A 16,049-nucleotide genomic window follows, 5' to 3' on the forward strand; every position below is an offset into this window, starting at 1 on the left:
CGTCGGAACGGCGGGTTCCCATTCCGGCAGCGGGGATTTTTGCCCTCGCATTACCGCCGCTCGCTCAACCGTTCGAGGCCGCGATGCGTCCGGTCGGATGGGATGCGCCCGCGGCGGGCGGGGCCCGCCGGGCGGAATACCCTCGTAGACATGACATCCCGCGCCGCCACCCGCCCTGTGGGCACGGTCACGCGCGGGACCACCAACCCCAATCGGCTGCGGCGCATGGACCGCTGGATCGCCGCCGTCCACGGCGCCGGGTTGCGGCGGGCCGACGACCCCGTCGCCGTGGACCTCGGGTACGGGGCCGCTCCCTGGACCGCCGTCGAGCTGCTGCTGCGGCTGCGTACCGTCGCGCCGCGGGTGCGGGTGGTCGGGGTGGAGATCGAGCCCGCCCGGGTCGCGGCGGCGCGGCCGTACGAGCGGGAGGGGCTGGCGTTCCGGCACGGCGGGTTCGAGATCCCGATTCCGCAGCGGCCGGTGCTGGTGCGGGCGGCGAACGTGCTGCGGCAGTACGACGAGGACCAGGTCGCCGAGGTCTGGGCGCGGCTGTGCGCGCGGCTGGCGCCGGGCGGGCTGCTGGTCGAGGGGACCTGTGACGAGATCGGGCGGCGGCATGTGTGGGTGGCGCTCGGGCCGGAAGGGGCGCGGACCGTCACCTTCGCTACCCGGCTGGGGTCGCTGGAGCGGCCGTCGGATCTCGCCGAGCGGCTGCCGAAGGCGCTGATCCACCGCAATGTGCCGGGTGAGCCGGTGCACGCCTTCCTGCGGGACTTCGACCGCGCCTGGGCCGCCGCCGCGCCCTACGCCTCGTACGGGGCCCGGCAGCGGTGGCAGCGGGCCGTGCGGGACCTGCGGGCCGACTGGCCCGTGATGGACGGCCCGGTGCGGTGGCGGCAGGGTGAAGTGACGGTGGCCTGGGAGGCGTTGGCCCCGCGGGCCCGCTGAGCTGTCAGCGCCTCTGACCTGCGGGGAACGAACGCCGTGAGTCGTTCGTCACAAGAGCGGGGAGATCGTCATGGGACGGGTGGATCAAGGGGAGGGATGCACTGCCTCTGTCGTTTTCTGTCACGACATGGCACGATCCCCCAGGCGTCCGTAAGTTACTGACGGTAAATCAGATGTGGGGGGCTGGGGTATGGGTGCGGGCAAGCGCGGGCTGCTGACGGCCGCCGTGACCGTGGTCTGTGCGGTCACTGTGCTGGCGGCGCCCGGAACGGCGTTCGCGGCGCCGACTCCCCCTCCGACACCCTCGGCGTCCGCCACCCCGGTGACCACCAAGGACCTCGAGGCCGTACGCAAGAAGCTCGACGACCTCTATCACGACGCCGCCGTGGCCACGGACGAGTACAACGCCGCCGAGGAGGCCGCCGACCAGCAGTCGGCCGCGATCGTGGCGTTGGCGAAGAAGATCGTCAAGGGGCAGGAGAGGCTCGCCGAGTTGAAGAAGCGGGCGGGTGCGGCGGCCGCCGCCCAGTACCGCACCGGCGGACTGCCCGACGAGGCCCAGCTGATGCTCAGCGACGACCCGGAGGGCTTCCTCGACGGCGCCGGGCGGGTCATCCAGGGGCAGCGCGCCACCAAGGGGCTCCTCGCGGAAATGACCCGCACCCAGGAGGACTTGAAGCAGTACGCCGAGGACGCCTCCGCGCAGTGGGGCAAGCTGGAGGCCAACCGCAAGGCCAAGGCCGCCGCGAAGAAGAAGGTCAAGAAGCAGATCGCCGCCGCCGAGGAACTCGAGTCCAAGCTGGAGAAGGAGGAGAAGGAGCGGCTGGCGCGACTGGAGCAGGAGGCCGCCTACAAGGCGCAGACCACCTGGCTCGACTCCGGCATTCTCGACGAGATCAACGGCAAGGCGTCCGCGCAGGGCAAGAAGGCCGTGGAGTACGCGACCGCGCAGATCGGCAAGCCGTACGAATGGGGCGCCGAGGGGCCGAAGACGTACGACTGCTCGGGGCTGACCTCGCAGGCCTGGGCCGCCGCCGGACAGCCCATTCCGCGCACCTCGCAGGAGCAGTGGAAGCAGCTGAAGAAAATCGACATCAAGGACATGCGGCCCGGCGACCTCATCATCTACAACTCCGATGCCAGCCACGTCGCGATGTACATAGGCAAGGGCGCGATCGTGCACGCCCCGCGCCCGGGGCGGACGGTGACGATCGCGGGGGCGGGTTCCATGCCGATCCTGGCGGTCGTACGGCCGGACGCCTGAGGCCGTTCGCCGGCCCGGCGGTTGAGACCGGGGTCACGTGACGCAGGGCACGCCGGCCTGCGTACAAACCCGGCGGGGACGTGACGTTCGTCATTCCCGCACCTCGGGCGGGGTGTCCAACTGCGGTAGGGAACGCGGCATATGACAGTGGCCGCCTGCCGAACCACGTGCCGTGCACCATTCCGTTGCGGCGCCGACTACCGCTATGGTCCCCGTCGGTGGGTCGAGGTCCCTCGCCCCGCCATGCCCTCGGGGGGAGGGAAGGAACCCAAGACGATGCCCGTACCCGTACCGCGGCAGAGAGCGATCCCGGCCGTGGAAGGTGGTCAGGCGCAGGCCGCGACAGCAGTCGGCGGCCCCGTCGGCGGCCCTCTGAAGGACGAGGCCCCGCGTAAGGACGGCACGGTCGACAAGAGCAGCGGCACCCATCTGACGCTGCTGGTGATCGAGGACGATCCCGGCGGCTCCACGATCGTGCCCGAGCTCCTGGACGCCGCCGGCAACCCCATCCGCGTCCGTACGGCCCGCAACCTCACCGAGGCCGAACGGCTGCTCACCGACGACGTCCACTGCATCCTGCTCGACCTCGCGCTGCCCGCCCCGGTGCGCGGCGGTGACGACGACGAGCTCGCCGTGCTCAAGCACGTGCTCCAGCTCGCGCCACGGCACGCCGTGCTCGCCCTCACCGCGTCCGGCGACGCCGAGCGCGGCGCCGAGGCGGTACGGGTGGGCGCCCAGGACTACCTCTTCCGGGACGAGCTGGACAGCCGGCTGCTGAGCCGCGCCATCCGGTACGCGGTGGAGCGGAAACGTTCCGACACCGCCGAGCGGCGGCTCGCGGAGGGCCGGGTACGGGCGCAGGAGAACCGGCGCCTGGAGCGCGGGCTGCTGCCCACCCCCCTCCTGGAGGGCTCCTCGCTGCGCTTCGCCGCGCGCTACCGTCCGGGGCGTTCGCGCGCCCTGCTCGGCGGTGACTTCTACGACGTCGTACGGACCTCCGACGGCACTGTCCACGCCATGATCGGCGACGTCTGCGGGCACGGCCCCGACGAGGCGGCCCTCGGTGTGGAGCTGCGGATCGCGTGGCGGGCGCTGACCCTGGCCGGGCTGTGCGGGGACGAGCTGCTGGGCACGCTTCAGCAGGTGCTGGAGCATGAGCGGGCCGACGACGAGATCTTCGCGACGCTCTGCACGGTGGACATCGCGCCGGACGGACGCCGGGCCGGGCTGTGCCTCGCCGGGCATCCGGCGCCGCTGGTCGCCCGGCCGGGACGACCGGCACAGCTGCTGCCGTACGACAACAACGGCCCGGCTCTCGGGCTGCTGCCGGGGGCCCGGTGGCCGCGGATGCAGGTGGAGCTGGGCCGGGAGTGGAGCCTGATGCTCTACACCGACGGCCTCATCGAGGGACACATCGGCGCGGGCCGGGAGCGGCTCGGGCAGGACGGCATGGTGGAGATGGTGCGGCGCCAGCTGGGCGAGGGGCTGCGCGGAGAGGCGCTGCTGCGGGCCGCCGTCAATGAGGTGCGGGAGCTCAACGGGGGCGAGTTGGCCGACGACGTGGCGGTGGTACTGCTGGACCGGGCGGCCTGAGGGTCCTACCTGCCGCCGTTCCAGGGGCCGTACGGGCCGTCGCTGCTGGAACCGCCGCCCCGGCGGCCCCCGCCCCCGGACACCTGACGCAGGGCCGGGCGGACGTCGACGAAGAACACGATGGACGCGACCAGGCCGGCGAGCTGGAGGAAGAGCATCGGGACCAGCAGGTTCACGGCCACCGCGATGCCGAGGATGATCAGCCAGAAGCCCTTGCCCTGCTTGTCGGCCGCGCGATACGCGTCCTCGCGGAAGAAGGCGGCCATCACGAACGCCACCACCGCGAAGGCCAGCATCGCGAGGTAGAGCAGCCACATCAATCCCGCGAAACCCTGCATCAGCACAACGTCCACCACCTGACTCGGCTCGTCATTACGCGGTCACCGTACCCGTACAACGGGCCGGACACCCCCGAGGTGCCCGGCCCGTTGCACTGCTGCCCGTCGAATACGCCTTCTACTGCTTCTACTGCTTCAACTGCTTCTACTGCCTTTACCGCTGCGGCTGCTTCTACTTCGCGGGCGGCGTCGTCTTCTTGGCGGTGGTCTTCTTGGCCGGAGCCTTCTTGGCCGCGGTCTTCTTCGCGGGGGCCTGGGCGGCGGCGGCCGGCTTCGGCTCCTCCTTGACCTCGACGGGCTCGGCCTTCGGCTCGACGGCCACGGCCAGCTCCTCGATCTCCTCGGCGGCCTCGCCGCGCCAGGTCTTCACGGCCTGCTCGCCGTGCTCGGCGACCTTCTCGTAGGTCTCACGCGCCTTCACGGCGTACTCGGCGGCGACGCCGACGCTGCGCAGGGCGAAGTCCTGGGCGCTCTCGCCGAACTTCTTCAGGTCGGCGTCCAGGGTGGAACCGAGCTTCTTGAGGTCGCCGTCGAGGGTCGCGATGAACTCGCCGACCTTGGCCTGGAGAGCCTCCTGGGCCTCCTTGGCCTTGGCGCCGGCCTCCTTGGCGCGGGCGGCGGCCTTCTCCTGCACGGCCTTGGGGTCGGTGCCGCGCACGGCCTCGATACGGGCCGGGGCCTCGGCGCGCAGCTGCTCGACGATGCCGGGGACCTTCTTGGCCTCCTGGTAGGCCAGGTCGCCGGCGCCGGCGAGGAAGTAGAGCGGGGTCGGGTCGGTGACGGCCTTGCGGATGTCGTCGGTGATGGCCATGGTGATGGTCCTCCCGGGTCGCTTTCGGGTGAGGGTTTTGGTTCCCGCGGTCAGCCGGCCGTGTCGTCTGTCGCTGCGTCCGCTGTCCTGCGTTCGCTGTCCTGCGTTCGCTGTCCTGCGTCTGCTTTCTTGCGTCTGCTTTCTTGCGTTCGCTGTCCTGCGTTCGCTGTCCTGCGTCTGCCTCAACTGGCCGTCTGCTGCGGGTCGGCGTCGCCGCCGTCGGCCGTGCGGGTGGCCGTCGTGCCGGTGTCCGTCGTGCGGGTGCCAGGGGCGGCGTCGTCGCCGCGGTCCTGTGCGTCGGTGGTGCCCTCGGCCTCGGCGGCCGGGGCGACCTCGGTGTCGGTGTCGGTGTCGATCCCGAACCCGTTCTCCTTGCGGAAGGACTCGTAGATCTGGAGCAGCACCTGCTTCTGCTGCCCGTTCAGCGTGGGATCGGCGAGGATGACGGCGCGCGTCTCCACCTCGTCCCGGTCCCGTTCCGCGTCGAGGATGCCGGCCCGGACGTACAGCGTCTCGGCGGAGATCCGCAGCGCCTTGGCGACCTGCTGGAGCACCTCCGCGCTCGGCTTGCGCAGCCCGCGCTCGATCTGGCTCAGATACGGATTGGACACCCCGGCGGCATCGGCGAGCTGCCTGAGCGAGAGCTGAGCGTTTCGCCTCTGCTCGCGCAGGTACTCACCGAGATTGCCGACGTTGAGTGATGCCATGCCTCTACTGTGCCTCACCCACGCTAACTATTGCAAGCGCCCGCTTGCAAAAGTGCGCCACGCCACGTGCGGGGTCAGAAATGGGAGGCGGCAGGGGGGATCAGGGGCGGCAGGAAAACCAGTGGCGTCCCCCGCGGCGGCGCGACTAGCGTCCGGGACATGACTGCCGGGTTGGCGGCTGTGCGCCGCGCGACGGTTGGGTACCCGGCCTCCGAGTGAGGCCGTCGCGGGCCAGAGGTCCGCCGTTTCTCTTCGCTTTCGACTCCCCTTCCGACGAGGCCGACGACGAAGAGAAAGACCAGAATGCCCAACGACTTCAATCAACAGGTCATCGACGAGTTCCGTGCCGGCAACGGCCGTGTCGGCGGCTGGTTCGAGGGTGCCCGGCTGCTTCTGCTGACCACCACCGGGGCACGCACCGGGACCCGCCACACCACTCCCCTCGGCTACCTCCCCGACGGCGGCGACCGGGTCCTCGTCATCGCCTCGGCGGGTGGCTCGCCCAGACATCCGGACTGGTACCGCAACATCCTCGCGCACCCCCGAGTGACGGTGGAGAGCGGCGCGTTCACCTACGAGGCGGATGCCGTCGTACTGGAGGGCGAGGAGCGCGACCGGTCGTTCGCGCGTGCCGTGGAGGCGGACCCGGGCTGGGCGAAGTACCAGGAGAAGGCCGGTGACCGGGTGATCCCCGTGGTCGCCCTGTACGAGATCGCCGCACCCGGCCCGCCGGACATCCGGGCCGGTTCCATGGGCGAGGCGATCAGGCTCGTCCACGACACCTTCCGCCAGGAACTCGCCCTGCTCCGCACGGAGATGGCGAAGAACGCCGGCCCGTCCCTCGGCGCCCAGCTCCGCGTCAACTGCCTCACCTTCTGCCAGGGCCTGCACAACCACCACACCGGCGAGGACACGGCCCTGTTCCCCTTCGTCGCCGACCGGCACCCCGCCGCCGCCTCCGCGCTGGCTCGCCTGCGCGCGGAGCACGAGCGGATCGCCGAACTCGTGCTGGAGATGAGGCAGGTGGTGTGGACGGCCGGCGAACCCAGCGCGGTGCAGGCCGAGTTCGAGCGGCTCGCCGCCGAGCTGGAGGCGCATCTGACCTACGAGGAGGAGCAGTTGATCCCCCTGCTCGACGGCTGACACGGCAGGGGCCGCTAGAACGGCAGCGGCCGGCCGTGCACCACCTCCAGCCCCGACACCGCCCGCGTGAGCACCACGTACAGCCGGTGCAGCCCCCGTTCCTCCGCCTCGGCGATCGCCGCGGGCTCGACGGCGACGACATGGTCGTACTCGAGCCCCTTCACGAGGGTCGCCGGGACGAGGGTCACGCGGGCGGCCAGGTCGTCGGGCCCTGCCGCCGGGATGCCGGCCGCATCGAGGGCGTCCCGCACCCGGGGGAGGTCCGCGTCGGCCGTGATCACGCCCACCGAACCCTCCCGCCCGAGGGCCTCGCGCACCGCGGCCACGACCGCGTCGAGCAGGTCCGTGCCCGCCTCCCGCACCCGCAGCTCCCCGTCCCCGCGCAGGGACCTGGCCTCCGGCACGTCGACACCGAGACGCCGCAGCAGCCGGTTGGCGAGCCCCACGACGGCCTGCGGCACCCGGAACCCGGTGGTCAGCGGTACCACCGCCGCGTCCGGCCGGCCGAGGTGGCCGAGGGACCCGGCCCAGGTCCGGGCGGCCCACGGCGTGGTCCCCTGCGCCAGGTCCCCCAGCACGGTCAGCGAACCGAAAGAGGCCCGCCGGGCGATGGCCCGGCACTCCATCGGGGAGAGGTCCTGCGCCTCGTCGACGACGACATGGCCGTACTGCTCGGGATGTTCGATCAGCCCGCCGACCTCGTCGAGGAGCACGAGGTCGGCGGCCGACCAGCGCGCCGACCGCCACGACCGCGGCGGCTTCGCCCACAGCAGCGCCTTCTGCTCGTCGGCGTCCAGCAGCCCGTCGGCGGCGGTCGCCAGCACCCGTTGCTCCGTGAGCAGTTCGGCGACGACCTCCTCCGCCCGCACCCGCGGCCAGACGGCGTCGACGTACGGCCGGACCGCCGACGACATCTTCCGCACCCACGCGTGCGGTGGCGGCCCGGCCCGCCGCTCGGCCAGTGCCTGGAGGTACGCGACCGTCCGCGTCCGCACCCGCTCCCGTCCGACGGCGTACGGCGGTTCCTCGCTGCGTACGTCGGACACGATCCGCGCGAACACCTCCCCCGGCACCCGCCACCGGTACGCCCCTTCGGGAATCGCGATCTCCTCGGCCCCGTCGGCGCGCACGCGCGCGTACAGCGCCCGCCGCAGCACCTCCGCCATGCGCACGTCGTGCTTGACCGCGGCGGCGCGCTCGTCGTCGAGACCGGTGACCGGATGCCGGCCGATCTCCTCCGGCAGCGTGGACTGCCGTACGCCGGTCTCGCCGAGGGCGGGCAGGACCTCGGCGATGTAGGTGAGGAAGGTGCGGTTGGGGCCGAGGATCAGCATGCCGCCGCGCTGGATGCGCTGGGGGTGGGTGTAGAGGAGGTAGGCGGCCCGGTGCAGCCCGACGGCGGTCTTCCCGGTGCCCGGGGCGCCCTGCACGCACACGGAGACGCCGACCTCACCTCGTACGAGATCGTCCTGCTCCGGCTGGATGGTCGCGGCGATGTCCCGCATGGGACCGACGCGGGGCCGTTCGATCTCGCGGACGAGGAGGTCGCTCGCGCGGTCCTCGCCTCGGCTCAGGTGCTCGTCCTCCAGACCGGTGAGGTCCGCGGCGGCCCCGGTGCTCCCCGGCGCCCACCCGAACCGCCGCCGCACGGCGACGCCCTGCGGATCGTGGGCGCTCGCCTGGTAGAAGGCGCGGGAGACGGGGGCACGCCAGTCGACGACGAGGGGCGGGGCGGCGGGGTGCTCGCTGATCCGGAGGCGGCCGACGTGGTAGCACTGGCCCGCGTGCTCGCCGCCGTCGAAGTCCAGGCGCCCGAAGAACGCGGGCCCCGCGGGCAGCTCCCGCATCTCCTTGGCCCTGCTGCGCAGCCGGCGTCCGAGGACTTCGGCGTCGGCCCCGGAGGCGGAGACGTCCACACCGACGACGACCTGCTCCTGGGCGCCGTCGACCATGGCGGCGAGGGCGGCGCGGCAGGCTTCGTGGTGGGCGCGTTCGAGATGGAGGGCGTGGTGGAGAGCGGGGTCGGGTGACGTCATGACAGTGAGCCTACCGCCATAACGTAACCGAGTTAAATTTTTTACCCAGCCTCACTCGGTGGGCTAGGAGTACCGCGGCAGTGCGGCCTCCAGCAGATCGAAGGCCCGCTCGGCATCACCGAGAGCCGCCGCCCGCACCTCGGCGACGGGCTCCCCCGCCCCGATCCGCCGCCAGTTCTCCTGAGCGAGGATGCGCCGTACGGCGATGATCTGCCCGGCGGCCAGCCGCGCGTCCAGGTCACCGCCGAGGGCCGCGGCGAGCGCCTCCTCGGAACGTTCGAGGTGGACGTGCAGACGGGCGACGAGCGCGGGCGTGCCGTAGAGCAGCTCGTAGAACGCGCGGACGGCGGGATGGTCGCTGACCCCGGTGATGGGATCGCCCCCCTCGATCCCCTCCAGGAAGTTCCGCCGCAACGCCTCCAACGGCGCCCTCGGCGCCTCCCGCACCACCCGCGCGGCCTCGTCCTCGTGGTCGGCGATCCGGTGCAGGACGAGGTCCTCCTTCGCCGGGAAGTACCGGAAGAGGGTCGGCTTGGAGATCTCGGCGGCGGCGGCGATCTCCGCGACCGGGACGGCGTCGTAGCCCTTCTCCAGGAAGAGCCGGATCGCGATCTCCGACACCGTCTCGTACATCCGCTGTTTCTTGCGTTCGCGCAGACCTGGGGCGGGGGTGCTCATGGGGTGAGGGTACGGGGGCCACGCTCCGCGAGTGCGAGCGCGAGATAGGGGTTGTGCATCCGGCGTTCGCGCAGGCCGAGCGACGCCGTCGCCGCCTTCAGGGTCATCGAGTAGGAGTCGAGGGCCCGGCGGACGTTGGGGGCGTCCAGGCTGGCGCCGGTGACCAGGCGGTCGAGGTCGATGTACGCCGAGCGCACGATCTCGATCCAGCGGTAGACGCCCCAGTCGCGCCGCCAGCCCTCGGTGTACTCGGGGGCCAGCCGGAGGGACCAGCGGTTGAACATGCGATCGCGGATCTCCGGCCGCGTGGGGGTCAGATGCATGTGCCGGACCAGGTCGTAGAGCGGGTCGCCCACAACGGCCATCTCCCAGTCGATGATGGTCAGGGCCAACCGGTCAGGGCGGCGCACCAGATTCCACGGGTTCAGGTCACCGTGCAGCAGGGCCTGCTTGCGCTCGCCCACCTGATGGCGGGCGAGGATCTGGCGGAGCCGCTCGGCGTCCGGGAGGCCCAGGACGCGGGCGAGCTGCTGGGATTCCTTCGGCAACTCATGGACGAGCTGCACGAGTTGCTCGCTCAGAACGGTGTAGAAGGAACCTTCCGCCGCAGTCGGGTCCAGCACCTCGTAGTTCACCCGCGTCAGGGCGCACAGCTGGTCGACGAGCGCGTTCGCCTCGTGCGGCAGCAAGCCGTGCGAAGGGTGGCTGGGCGGCCGGTTGGGGCCGAGCGAACCCTCGTAGGTGTGGATGGCGAACGGTTCCCCCTGGTAGCTCGTCCCCAGAGCCAGGAACCTCGGCGCCGCCACCTCGACCCGGGACTCCTCGATGGTGCGCAGCACGGCGTGCTCGCTGAGGTATCCGCGCTCACGCCGGTCGACATTCGGCACCTTGCGCCGGACCACCACCGGGAAGCTGATGCCCGGCACATGCACGATGGTGTTCAGGTGTCCGGTGCCCTTGAGCACCCGGCTGGCCGGCGCCGCGCCTTCCGCGCGCAGCGCCTGGACCACGGCCGTGTGGGGAAAGTCGGGGCGCTCGGGGTGGCGGGGGTCCCAGGTCCAGCTGTCGATCTTGGCGATCAGGCCACGGCCGCCGTTCCGCGCGGCCAGCCACCTGAAGAGGATCCGCTCGATCTCCTGTCCGTCCGGAACGCTGCCGAGTCCCAGCGGGCCCGCCGCGACCGACAGCGCCCGCGCCACCTCCCCCTTGGCCGCGTCCAGCGTCTTCTGGTTCGGTGAGTTCTGCAGCGACTGCGCCGCCCGCATCACGTCCGGATACACCGACTGCGCCCGCTCGAAGTCGATGTAGTGCGCCAGGTCCGTCGTGAGGCCCCGCACTGCCGCGGGGCGGACCCGGCGCATGGCGGCGGCCCAGGCGCCGATGACCTCGTCCCACTGGCGTGCCGGGTACTGCATGCGCACCAGGTGGGTGGCCAGGTCGTGCAGGGGGTCGCCGTAGGTCGCCAGCTCCCAGTCGACGCAGATGAGCGGCGAGTCGCCGGCGTACGACATGATCACGTTGTCGCGGTGGAGATCGGCGTGGAGCAGGCTGAACGGGCGGCGGGACATGGCCGGCACCCGGTCCGCCAGCCGCAGCAAGGCGTCCTCGGGAATGCCCAGGGCCGCGAACAGGCCGCCGAAATCACTCCAATTGGGCTGCCGGATCTGCTGGTCCGCCATCAGTACCAGCGTCCGCAGGAAGGCCTGGCTGTCCGTGCGGCTGCCCGGCCAGCCGGAGGGCAGGGCCGGCAGCGCCCCGCTGCGCACCTGGGTCATCTGGGCCAGCAGGTCGGCCAGTGCGCGGATGATCAGGGTGTCGACGGACTTGCCGTTGCTGCACGCCTTGGACAGCGGCACGCCCTCCACATAGCTGTGGATCGCGTAGTTCTCGCCCTTGTAGAGACATTGCGGCACATGGGGCAGCACGCCCTGGATGGCGTCGAGGATCTCCGCCTCGTCCGCCCAGGTCCGGATCACCACCGGCAGCGCCCTGCGCCGGATGCGCACCGTCACGGGGGTCCCGGTGTCGCGCCTGACCACCCGGGCCATCTGCTCCGTCAGGGGCAGGACGAAGTTCTTGTTGTGATGCCCGCTGGTCGCCTGCCCCTGCCGCTCCGCCAGGCTCACGAACGCCTCGACCGTGTGCTCCTCGAGAGAGCCTGAAAGAGGCGGTGCGCCCACGGGCCACACTCCGGATCGATCGCGCGAGAGACGACAGGCAGGGCAACACTAGGTGCCGGTTGTAGCAGGCACGACCAGAGCCCGGCTGGAGTAGCCATAACGAGTGGTTTTGCCACTGTTTGTTCGTCAGGTCGTGCGAGATTGGCTCTTTGCCACGTCCATACGCGCGGAACAGAGCGATTGCTCAGCGGTGCCGGAATGCTAGCGCACCGGACGAGGCGCTCCGGTCACCGTTCGGAGGCTATTCGGAGAGCCGGGCCCAGACCGAGTCGAACCAGGTCTGCATGTTGTCCACGAAGACGGATCCCGGGGCGTTGGGGTCCTCCTCGTCCTTCACCTGGTGGGTCAGCGTCGCGCCCAGTCCCAGGACGTCGAGCGCGGTGACCACCTCGCCGTCGTCCAGCTCGATCTGACGCTCGATCACGTCGTACATGCCGTGCAGCGCCTCGGTGCGGTTGATCAGATAGAGCTTGAACGGCGGGACCAGCGGAGTGTGCCGGATCTCGAAGCCGACGGACGGCACCTTCCCCTCGGTCCGCAGATCCTTCAGCGACCCGTGCAGCGACTCGGTGTGCCGGCTGCTGATGGCACGCAGTCGCTCCTGGAGGCGCAGGTCCTCCTTGTCGCCCTTCACCCGCGGGTACGGCAGCGGCTGCGTGGTGTCCGGCAGGAGCAGCCGCATGGCGATGCGCTCGGGGGCGATCTCGCGGGCGTGGATGCGTTCGACCTGGACGCGGATGTGCGCGTCCAGCGACTCGGCCGTCAACGTGTAGACGTCCAGGGTGACTTCGGGTTCCTCGAAGGCGGCGCTGATGATGTGCCCCAGTGTCGCCCCGTGCCGCGATCTGACCGCCTTGGGCGCCGACGACTGGATGCGCTGGGTCTTGATCACCCGGGAGCCGCTGCCCTGGCGCGACTGGATCCAGCCCTCGTCCGCCAGCTCCCGCAGTGCCCGCTGAATGGTGTCCCGCGAGACCCCGAACTCCGTCACGAGCTCCCGCTGCGGCGGAAGGAAGGACCCGACCCCGTACGTCCCGTCGGTCATCCTGGTGCGCAGATACTCGGCGACGCGCTGGAACTCCTTGCTGCGCTTGTCGTCGTTCCCCCATGCATCCACGCCTCGACCGTACCGCCTGCCGTCCACCGGCAAACCAATCTCCGGCCAATTCCCCCAGTGGGCTGGGTGGTTGGTTAAGGGATCAGCCAGACCGGGCAGACCACCCACAAGTCAACCAGTCCAATTGGCCCGAGAGTTGTGGCCTTGACGGTGGAGTGGAAGGGAGGGGCCGAGATGCGCCTGTTGCGGCAGCACCCCCTCAGCCCCGCCCCAGCAGCACATCCCGCACCACATCCAGCGATCCGACCACCACCGAGGCCCCGGCCTCCCGCAACAACCGCTCCTTGCGCCCGTTACGCGCGTAGCCCAGGAACGGAACACCGGCGCTGCGCGCGGCCACGTAGTCGGACGGGGTGTCTCCGATCATGAGGGCCGCCGACGGTGCCGCGCCCATCGCGTTCAGGGCGTGGTTGAGGCAGTGCGGGTGGGGTTTGAGGTGGTGGAGGTTCTGGGTGCGGCCGTAGATGTGGGGGTGGAAGCAGGAGGTCAGACCGCGGCCGGCCAGGTACTTGCGGACCACCCTCGGGGAGTTGTTGGTCGCTATCGCCAGCCGTGAGCCCACCGCCGCCCACGTCCGTATCAGCGGGTCGGCGTACATGGTCGGCATCGCCGAGCTCGCGGCGTGCAGTTCCTCCTGGGTGAGACGTTCCTCCAGCTCCGCGACCAGGTCGCTGCCGGGATGCCGGAGGTCGACGGCGCGCAGGACGACGTGGGGGTCGAGGGACTTCTGCTCCTCCTCCGTCACCAGGCCGTGCAGTCCGCGGCTCTCCAGCCACTCGACCAGCTCCGCGGCCACGCGGTCCGCCGAGTGCCCGGCGAACAGGCGGCAGATCGGGCCGTCGAAGTCCCACAGCACGACTTGGGCATGCCTGACGAGCTCCCGGAGGTCTTCCAGTGCTTCAGGATCGTTCTCTGTCTCTGCTGTCACCGAACCAGTCTGCGCCGTATCAGAAGTCACTAGGAGAGTGTCAGGTCCGTCGTGATGGTTTCCCAGAGGGCGTCGAACCACTTCTGGGATTCCTCCACAAAGGCGGCGTCCCGCCGGCTGGCCGCCTTCACGAAGGAGAACAGGACGGACTGGGAGCCCAGGGCGTCGTACATCTCCAGGGTCTGGCTCTCGTACTCCTCCTCGCGCTTTTCGAGCATGTAGTAGCCGAGCAGCACTTCCTCGCCGTTGAGCAGGTACATCTTCACCGGCGGGGTGAAGGGCAGGGCGCGGAAGGTGATGCGGACGTCGATGCCGTGGGTGGAGCGGACGGCGTTGAGGTTGTACTTCAGGACGTGCGCCTGGGCGTTGCGCATCTCCAGCCAGCGCTGGTGGACCGGGTCGTCCTCGCCGTCGCGTTCGACCAGGACCGGGAAGGCGAGGTTGATGTCCCGGGACGGCAGCAGGACGCGGAACTCGATGGACTCGGGGCGGATCGTGCCCTCGTGGATGCGGCGGAGGGAGTCGCCGAGCGCCAGCATCAGGGTCTCGGAGGTGTGGCTGACCACGTCCACCCGCACGTGCCGCGCCGCGAACGCCTCCGTCAGCCGCGGGGCCAGCCCGACCATCGTGGGCCGGGGCGCGTCGCGGACCGGTGTCGGCTCCGCGATCCGCGGCGGGCTGCCCTTGCTCACATTGCTGAGGAGGCCGTCCTCCTGGAGGGCGCGCAGGGCCTGGCGGACGGTGCCGCGTTCGACGTTGAACTCCTCGGCCAGCTCGGCCTGGGTGGGAAGGCGGTCGCCCGCCTTCAGCTCTCCGGAGCGTATGCGTTCCCGCAGGGCGTCGGCGATTTCCTGCGGCGAGAGTCTTCTGCTGCCGTTCACTGCCACGTTCTCCTGGGTCACGACCAAACGGTACAACTCTGATCCATCTAAGGGGAGTTGTTTAGAAGTTGTTTCCGAGTAACAACCAAGTGGGTACAAGTACAGCAGAGTTGGTTGCCAACTTATCCAAGTTGGCGGAAGTTTTGCCTCCTCATCACCCAACCCCCCACATCCGCCTGCCCCGGATGCCCGCCTCACGCCCTAAGGGGGAATCACCGTGCCTGCCATCTATCTCCTCTCCGCCCTCTTCGTCGTCGGCGTCGAGCAGACCGTCCAGTGGAAGTACGGCGCTGCCGGCATCCTCGGACTGCTGCTGCTCAGCGTCGGCGTGAAGGCCAAGAGCCCGGCCCTGAGCTCCATCGGCGCCGTGATGCTCGCCCTCCTCGTCGCGGGGCCCGCCCTATGAAGAGGAACAGCCCGGATCCACCCCTGTGGGAGACCTCAGCCCGTGAGCGTCAGCTCCGAACTGATCGTCTCCCACAGTGCGTTGAACCACAGGTGGGACTGCTCGACGAAGGTGGTGTCCCGCAGCCCCGCACCCTGGTCGAAGGCGAACAGCATCGACTGGGTGCCCTCCGCGTCGTACATCACCAGGTGCTCGTGGTCGATCTCCTCCTCACGCCTGGCGAGCGTGTAGTAGGCGAAGAGGGCCTCGGTGTTGTTGAGCAGGTACAGCTTCACCGGCGGGGTGAAGGGCAGGGCGCGGAAGGTGACCTTGACGTCGATGCCGTGGGTGGCGCGCAGGGCGAGGAGATTGTGCCGGAGCACCTGGCCCTGGGCGTTGCGCTGGGACAGCCAGCGGCGCTGCACCCTGCCGTCCGCCGAGGGGTCCACGGGGGCCGGGAAGGCGAGGTCGATCTCCCGGCTCGGCAGCAGGATGCGGACGTCGACCTTGGCCGGTTTCAGCCGTCCGGCGTGAATCTGGCGCAGCGGTTCGCCGAGGGCGAGGTTGAAGGAGACCGATGTCAGGCACAGCGCGTCTATCTCGACGTGCGGGGCGGCGAAGGCGGCGGCGACGCGCGGCGCGAGGGCGACCATCGTCGGCAGCGGCGGGGCTCCGGGGCCGGTCAGCGCCCTGCCCAGGTCGGGGGCGACCGTGGCCGGGCTGCCCTTGGACACGTTGGTGAGCAGCTGCTCCGACTGCAGGATGCGCAGGGCCTGCCGTACGGCCCCGCGCTCCACGCCGAACTCGAACGCCAGCCTGGCCTGCGTGGGCATGCGCTGCCCCGGCCGCAGTTCACCGGACCGGATGCGGGAACGCAGCTCGTCCGCCACCTCACGTGGAGACTTCTGTGACCGCTGCGCCTTCTCCAGCCCATTGACGGAGGCGGGTTTCGGGTCCACAACCAAACACTACAACTTCCCGCCATCTTTGGGCAGTTCGAAGAAAGGTGGTTATGAGCCGCTTCCAAGCGGAGATAAGTA

15 protein-coding genes are annotated in these 16,049 nt (G+C 70.4%); 5 read left to right on the top strand and 10 right to left on the bottom strand.

The window, feature by feature from the left end:
* Positions 1–150: 150 nt before the first annotated feature.
* The 3 genes from DI272_RS21275 to DI272_RS21285 all read left to right on the top strand — a co-directional run bounded on the left by DI272_RS21275 (position 151) and on the right by DI272_RS21285 (position 3,805).
* Positions 151–948 (top strand): class I SAM-dependent methyltransferase, encoded by a 798-nt coding sequence (locus DI272_RS21275; protein WP_109496901.1) that lies wholly within the window; start codon positions 151–153, stop codon positions 946–948.
* Positions 949–1,138: 190 nt separating this feature from the next.
* On the top strand, positions 1,139–2,212 hold the full coding sequence (locus DI272_RS21280) for a C40 family peptidase (protein WP_109496902.1): 1,074 nt from the start codon (positions 1,139–1,141) through the stop codon (positions 2,210–2,212).
* Between the two features lie 276 nt (positions 2,213–2,488).
* Complete coding sequence (locus DI272_RS21285) at positions 2,489–3,805, top strand: PP2C family protein-serine/threonine phosphatase (RefSeq protein WP_181387268.1); 1,317 nt, start codon at positions 2,489–2,491, stop codon at positions 3,803–3,805.
* Between the two features lie 5 nt (positions 3,806–3,810).
* Here DI272_RS21285 and DI272_RS21290 read toward each other — a convergent pair whose 3' ends face one another.
* From DI272_RS21290 to DI272_RS21300, 3 genes are all read right to left on the bottom strand, one after another.
* Positions 3,811–4,143 carry a DUF2516 family protein gene (locus tag DI272_RS21290; RefSeq protein ID WP_375138054.1) on the bottom strand — a complete coding sequence of 111 codons (333 nt, stop codon included), beginning with the start codon at positions 4,141–4,143 and terminating at the stop codon, positions 3,811–3,813.
* 172 nt (positions 4,144–4,315) lie between these two features.
* Positions 4,316–4,954 (bottom strand): hypothetical protein, encoded by a 639-nt coding sequence (locus DI272_RS21295; protein WP_109496903.1) that lies wholly within the window; start codon positions 4,952–4,954, stop codon positions 4,316–4,318.
* Between the two features lie 182 nt (positions 4,955–5,136).
* Positions 5,137–5,661: a helix-turn-helix domain-containing protein gene (locus DI272_RS21300; RefSeq protein ID WP_109496904.1), complete on the bottom strand. Its 525-nt coding sequence runs from the start codon at positions 5,659–5,661 to the stop codon at positions 5,137–5,139.
* Positions 5,662–5,964: 303 nt separating this feature from the next.
* Here DI272_RS21300 and DI272_RS21305 point away from each other — a divergent pair, with 303 nt between their 5' ends.
* Positions 5,965–6,804 (top strand): nitroreductase/quinone reductase family protein, encoded by an 840-nt coding sequence (locus DI272_RS21305; protein WP_109496905.1) that lies wholly within the window; start codon positions 5,965–5,967, stop codon positions 6,802–6,804.
* Between the two features lie 14 nt (positions 6,805–6,818).
* Here DI272_RS21305 and DI272_RS21310 read toward each other — a convergent pair whose 3' ends face one another.
* The 6 genes from DI272_RS21310 to DI272_RS21335 form a co-directional block, all read right to left on the bottom strand.
* A complete protein-coding gene (locus DI272_RS21310) occupies positions 6,819–8,840 on the bottom strand; it encodes an AAA family ATPase (RefSeq protein WP_109496906.1) in 2,022 nt (673 codons plus the stop codon).
* A gap of 63 nt (positions 8,841–8,903) precedes the next feature.
* A complete protein-coding gene (locus tag DI272_RS21315; protein ID WP_109496907.1) occupies positions 8,904–9,518 on the bottom strand; it encodes a TetR/AcrR family transcriptional regulator in 615 nt (204 codons plus the stop codon).
* Positions 9,515–11,644 (bottom strand): phosphotransferase family protein, encoded by a 2,130-nt coding sequence (locus DI272_RS21320; protein ID WP_375138055.1) that lies wholly within the window; start codon positions 11,642–11,644, stop codon positions 9,515–9,517. The genes DI272_RS21315 and DI272_RS21320 overlap by 4 nt, the downstream gene beginning before the upstream one ends.
* 295 nt (positions 11,645–11,939) lie before the next feature.
* Positions 11,940–12,815: a GntR family transcriptional regulator gene (locus DI272_RS21325; RefSeq protein WP_258314617.1), complete on the bottom strand. Its 876-nt coding sequence runs from the start codon at positions 12,813–12,815 to the stop codon at positions 11,940–11,942.
* 199 nt (positions 12,816–13,014) lie between these two features.
* The gene (locus DI272_RS21330) at positions 13,015–13,743 is read right to left on the bottom strand and encodes an HAD family hydrolase (protein ID WP_258314618.1); all 729 of its coding nucleotides are present in this window, start codon (positions 13,741–13,743) and stop codon (positions 13,015–13,017) included.
* A 29-nt stretch (positions 13,744–13,772) separates the two neighbouring features.
* Positions 13,773–14,651, bottom strand: a complete 879-nt coding sequence (locus DI272_RS21335) for a GntR family transcriptional regulator (protein ID WP_109496909.1) — start codon at positions 14,649–14,651, stop codon at positions 13,773–13,775.
* A gap of 190 nt (positions 14,652–14,841) precedes the next feature.
* On the opposite strand from DI272_RS21335, the gene DI272_RS21340 reads away from it, so the two are divergent.
* Positions 14,842–15,030 carry a hypothetical protein gene (locus DI272_RS21340; RefSeq protein WP_109496910.1) on the top strand — a complete coding sequence of 63 codons (189 nt, stop codon included), beginning with the start codon at positions 14,842–14,844 and terminating at the stop codon, positions 15,028–15,030.
* A gap of 35 nt (positions 15,031–15,065) precedes the next feature.
* Here the strand turns inward: DI272_RS21340 and DI272_RS21345 are convergent, their stop codons facing one another.
* Positions 15,066–15,974, bottom strand: coding sequence for a GntR family transcriptional regulator (locus DI272_RS21345; RefSeq protein WP_109496911.1), 909 nt, complete (start codon positions 15,972–15,974; stop codon positions 15,066–15,068).
* Positions 15,975–16,049: the final 75 nt, after the last annotated feature.

This window comes from Streptomyces sp. Act143, from assembly GCF_003143935.1.
Lineage (GTDB): Bacteria > Actinomycetota > Actinomycetes > Streptomycetales > Streptomycetaceae > Streptomyces.

Bases quoted from the DNA above. Each gene is read 5' to 3' on its own strand.
- DI272_RS21280 (WP_109496902.1), top strand. From the start codon at position 1,139: ATGGGTGCGGGCAAGCGCGGGCTGCTGACGGCCGCCGTGACCGTGGTC.
- DI272_RS21315 (WP_109496907.1), bottom strand. From the start codon at position 9,518: ATGAGCACCCCCGCCCCAGGTCTGCGCGAACGCAAGAAACAGCGGATG.
- DI272_RS21275 (WP_109496901.1), top strand. From the start codon at position 151: ATGACATCCCGCGCCGCCACCCGCCCTGTGGGCACGGTCACGCGCGGG.
- DI272_RS21305 (WP_109496905.1), top strand. From the start codon at position 5,965: ATGCCCAACGACTTCAATCAACAGGTCATCGACGAGTTCCGTGCCGGC.
- DI272_RS21300 (WP_109496904.1), bottom strand. From the start codon at position 5,661: ATGGCATCACTCAACGTCGGCAATCTCGGTGAGTACCTGCGCGAGCAG.
- DI272_RS21310 (WP_109496906.1), bottom strand. From the start codon at position 8,840: ATGACGTCACCCGACCCCGCTCTCCACCACGCCCTCCATCTCGAACGC.
- DI272_RS21285 (WP_181387268.1), top strand. From the start codon at position 2,489: ATGCCCGTACCCGTACCGCGGCAGAGAGCGATCCCGGCCGTGGAAGGT.
- DI272_RS21290 (WP_375138054.1), bottom strand. From the start codon at position 4,143: ATGCAGGGTTTCGCGGGATTGATGTGGCTGCTCTACCTCGCGATGCTG.
- DI272_RS21295 (WP_109496903.1), bottom strand. From the start codon at position 4,954: ATGGCCATCACCGACGACATCCGCAAGGCCGTCACCGACCCGACCCCG.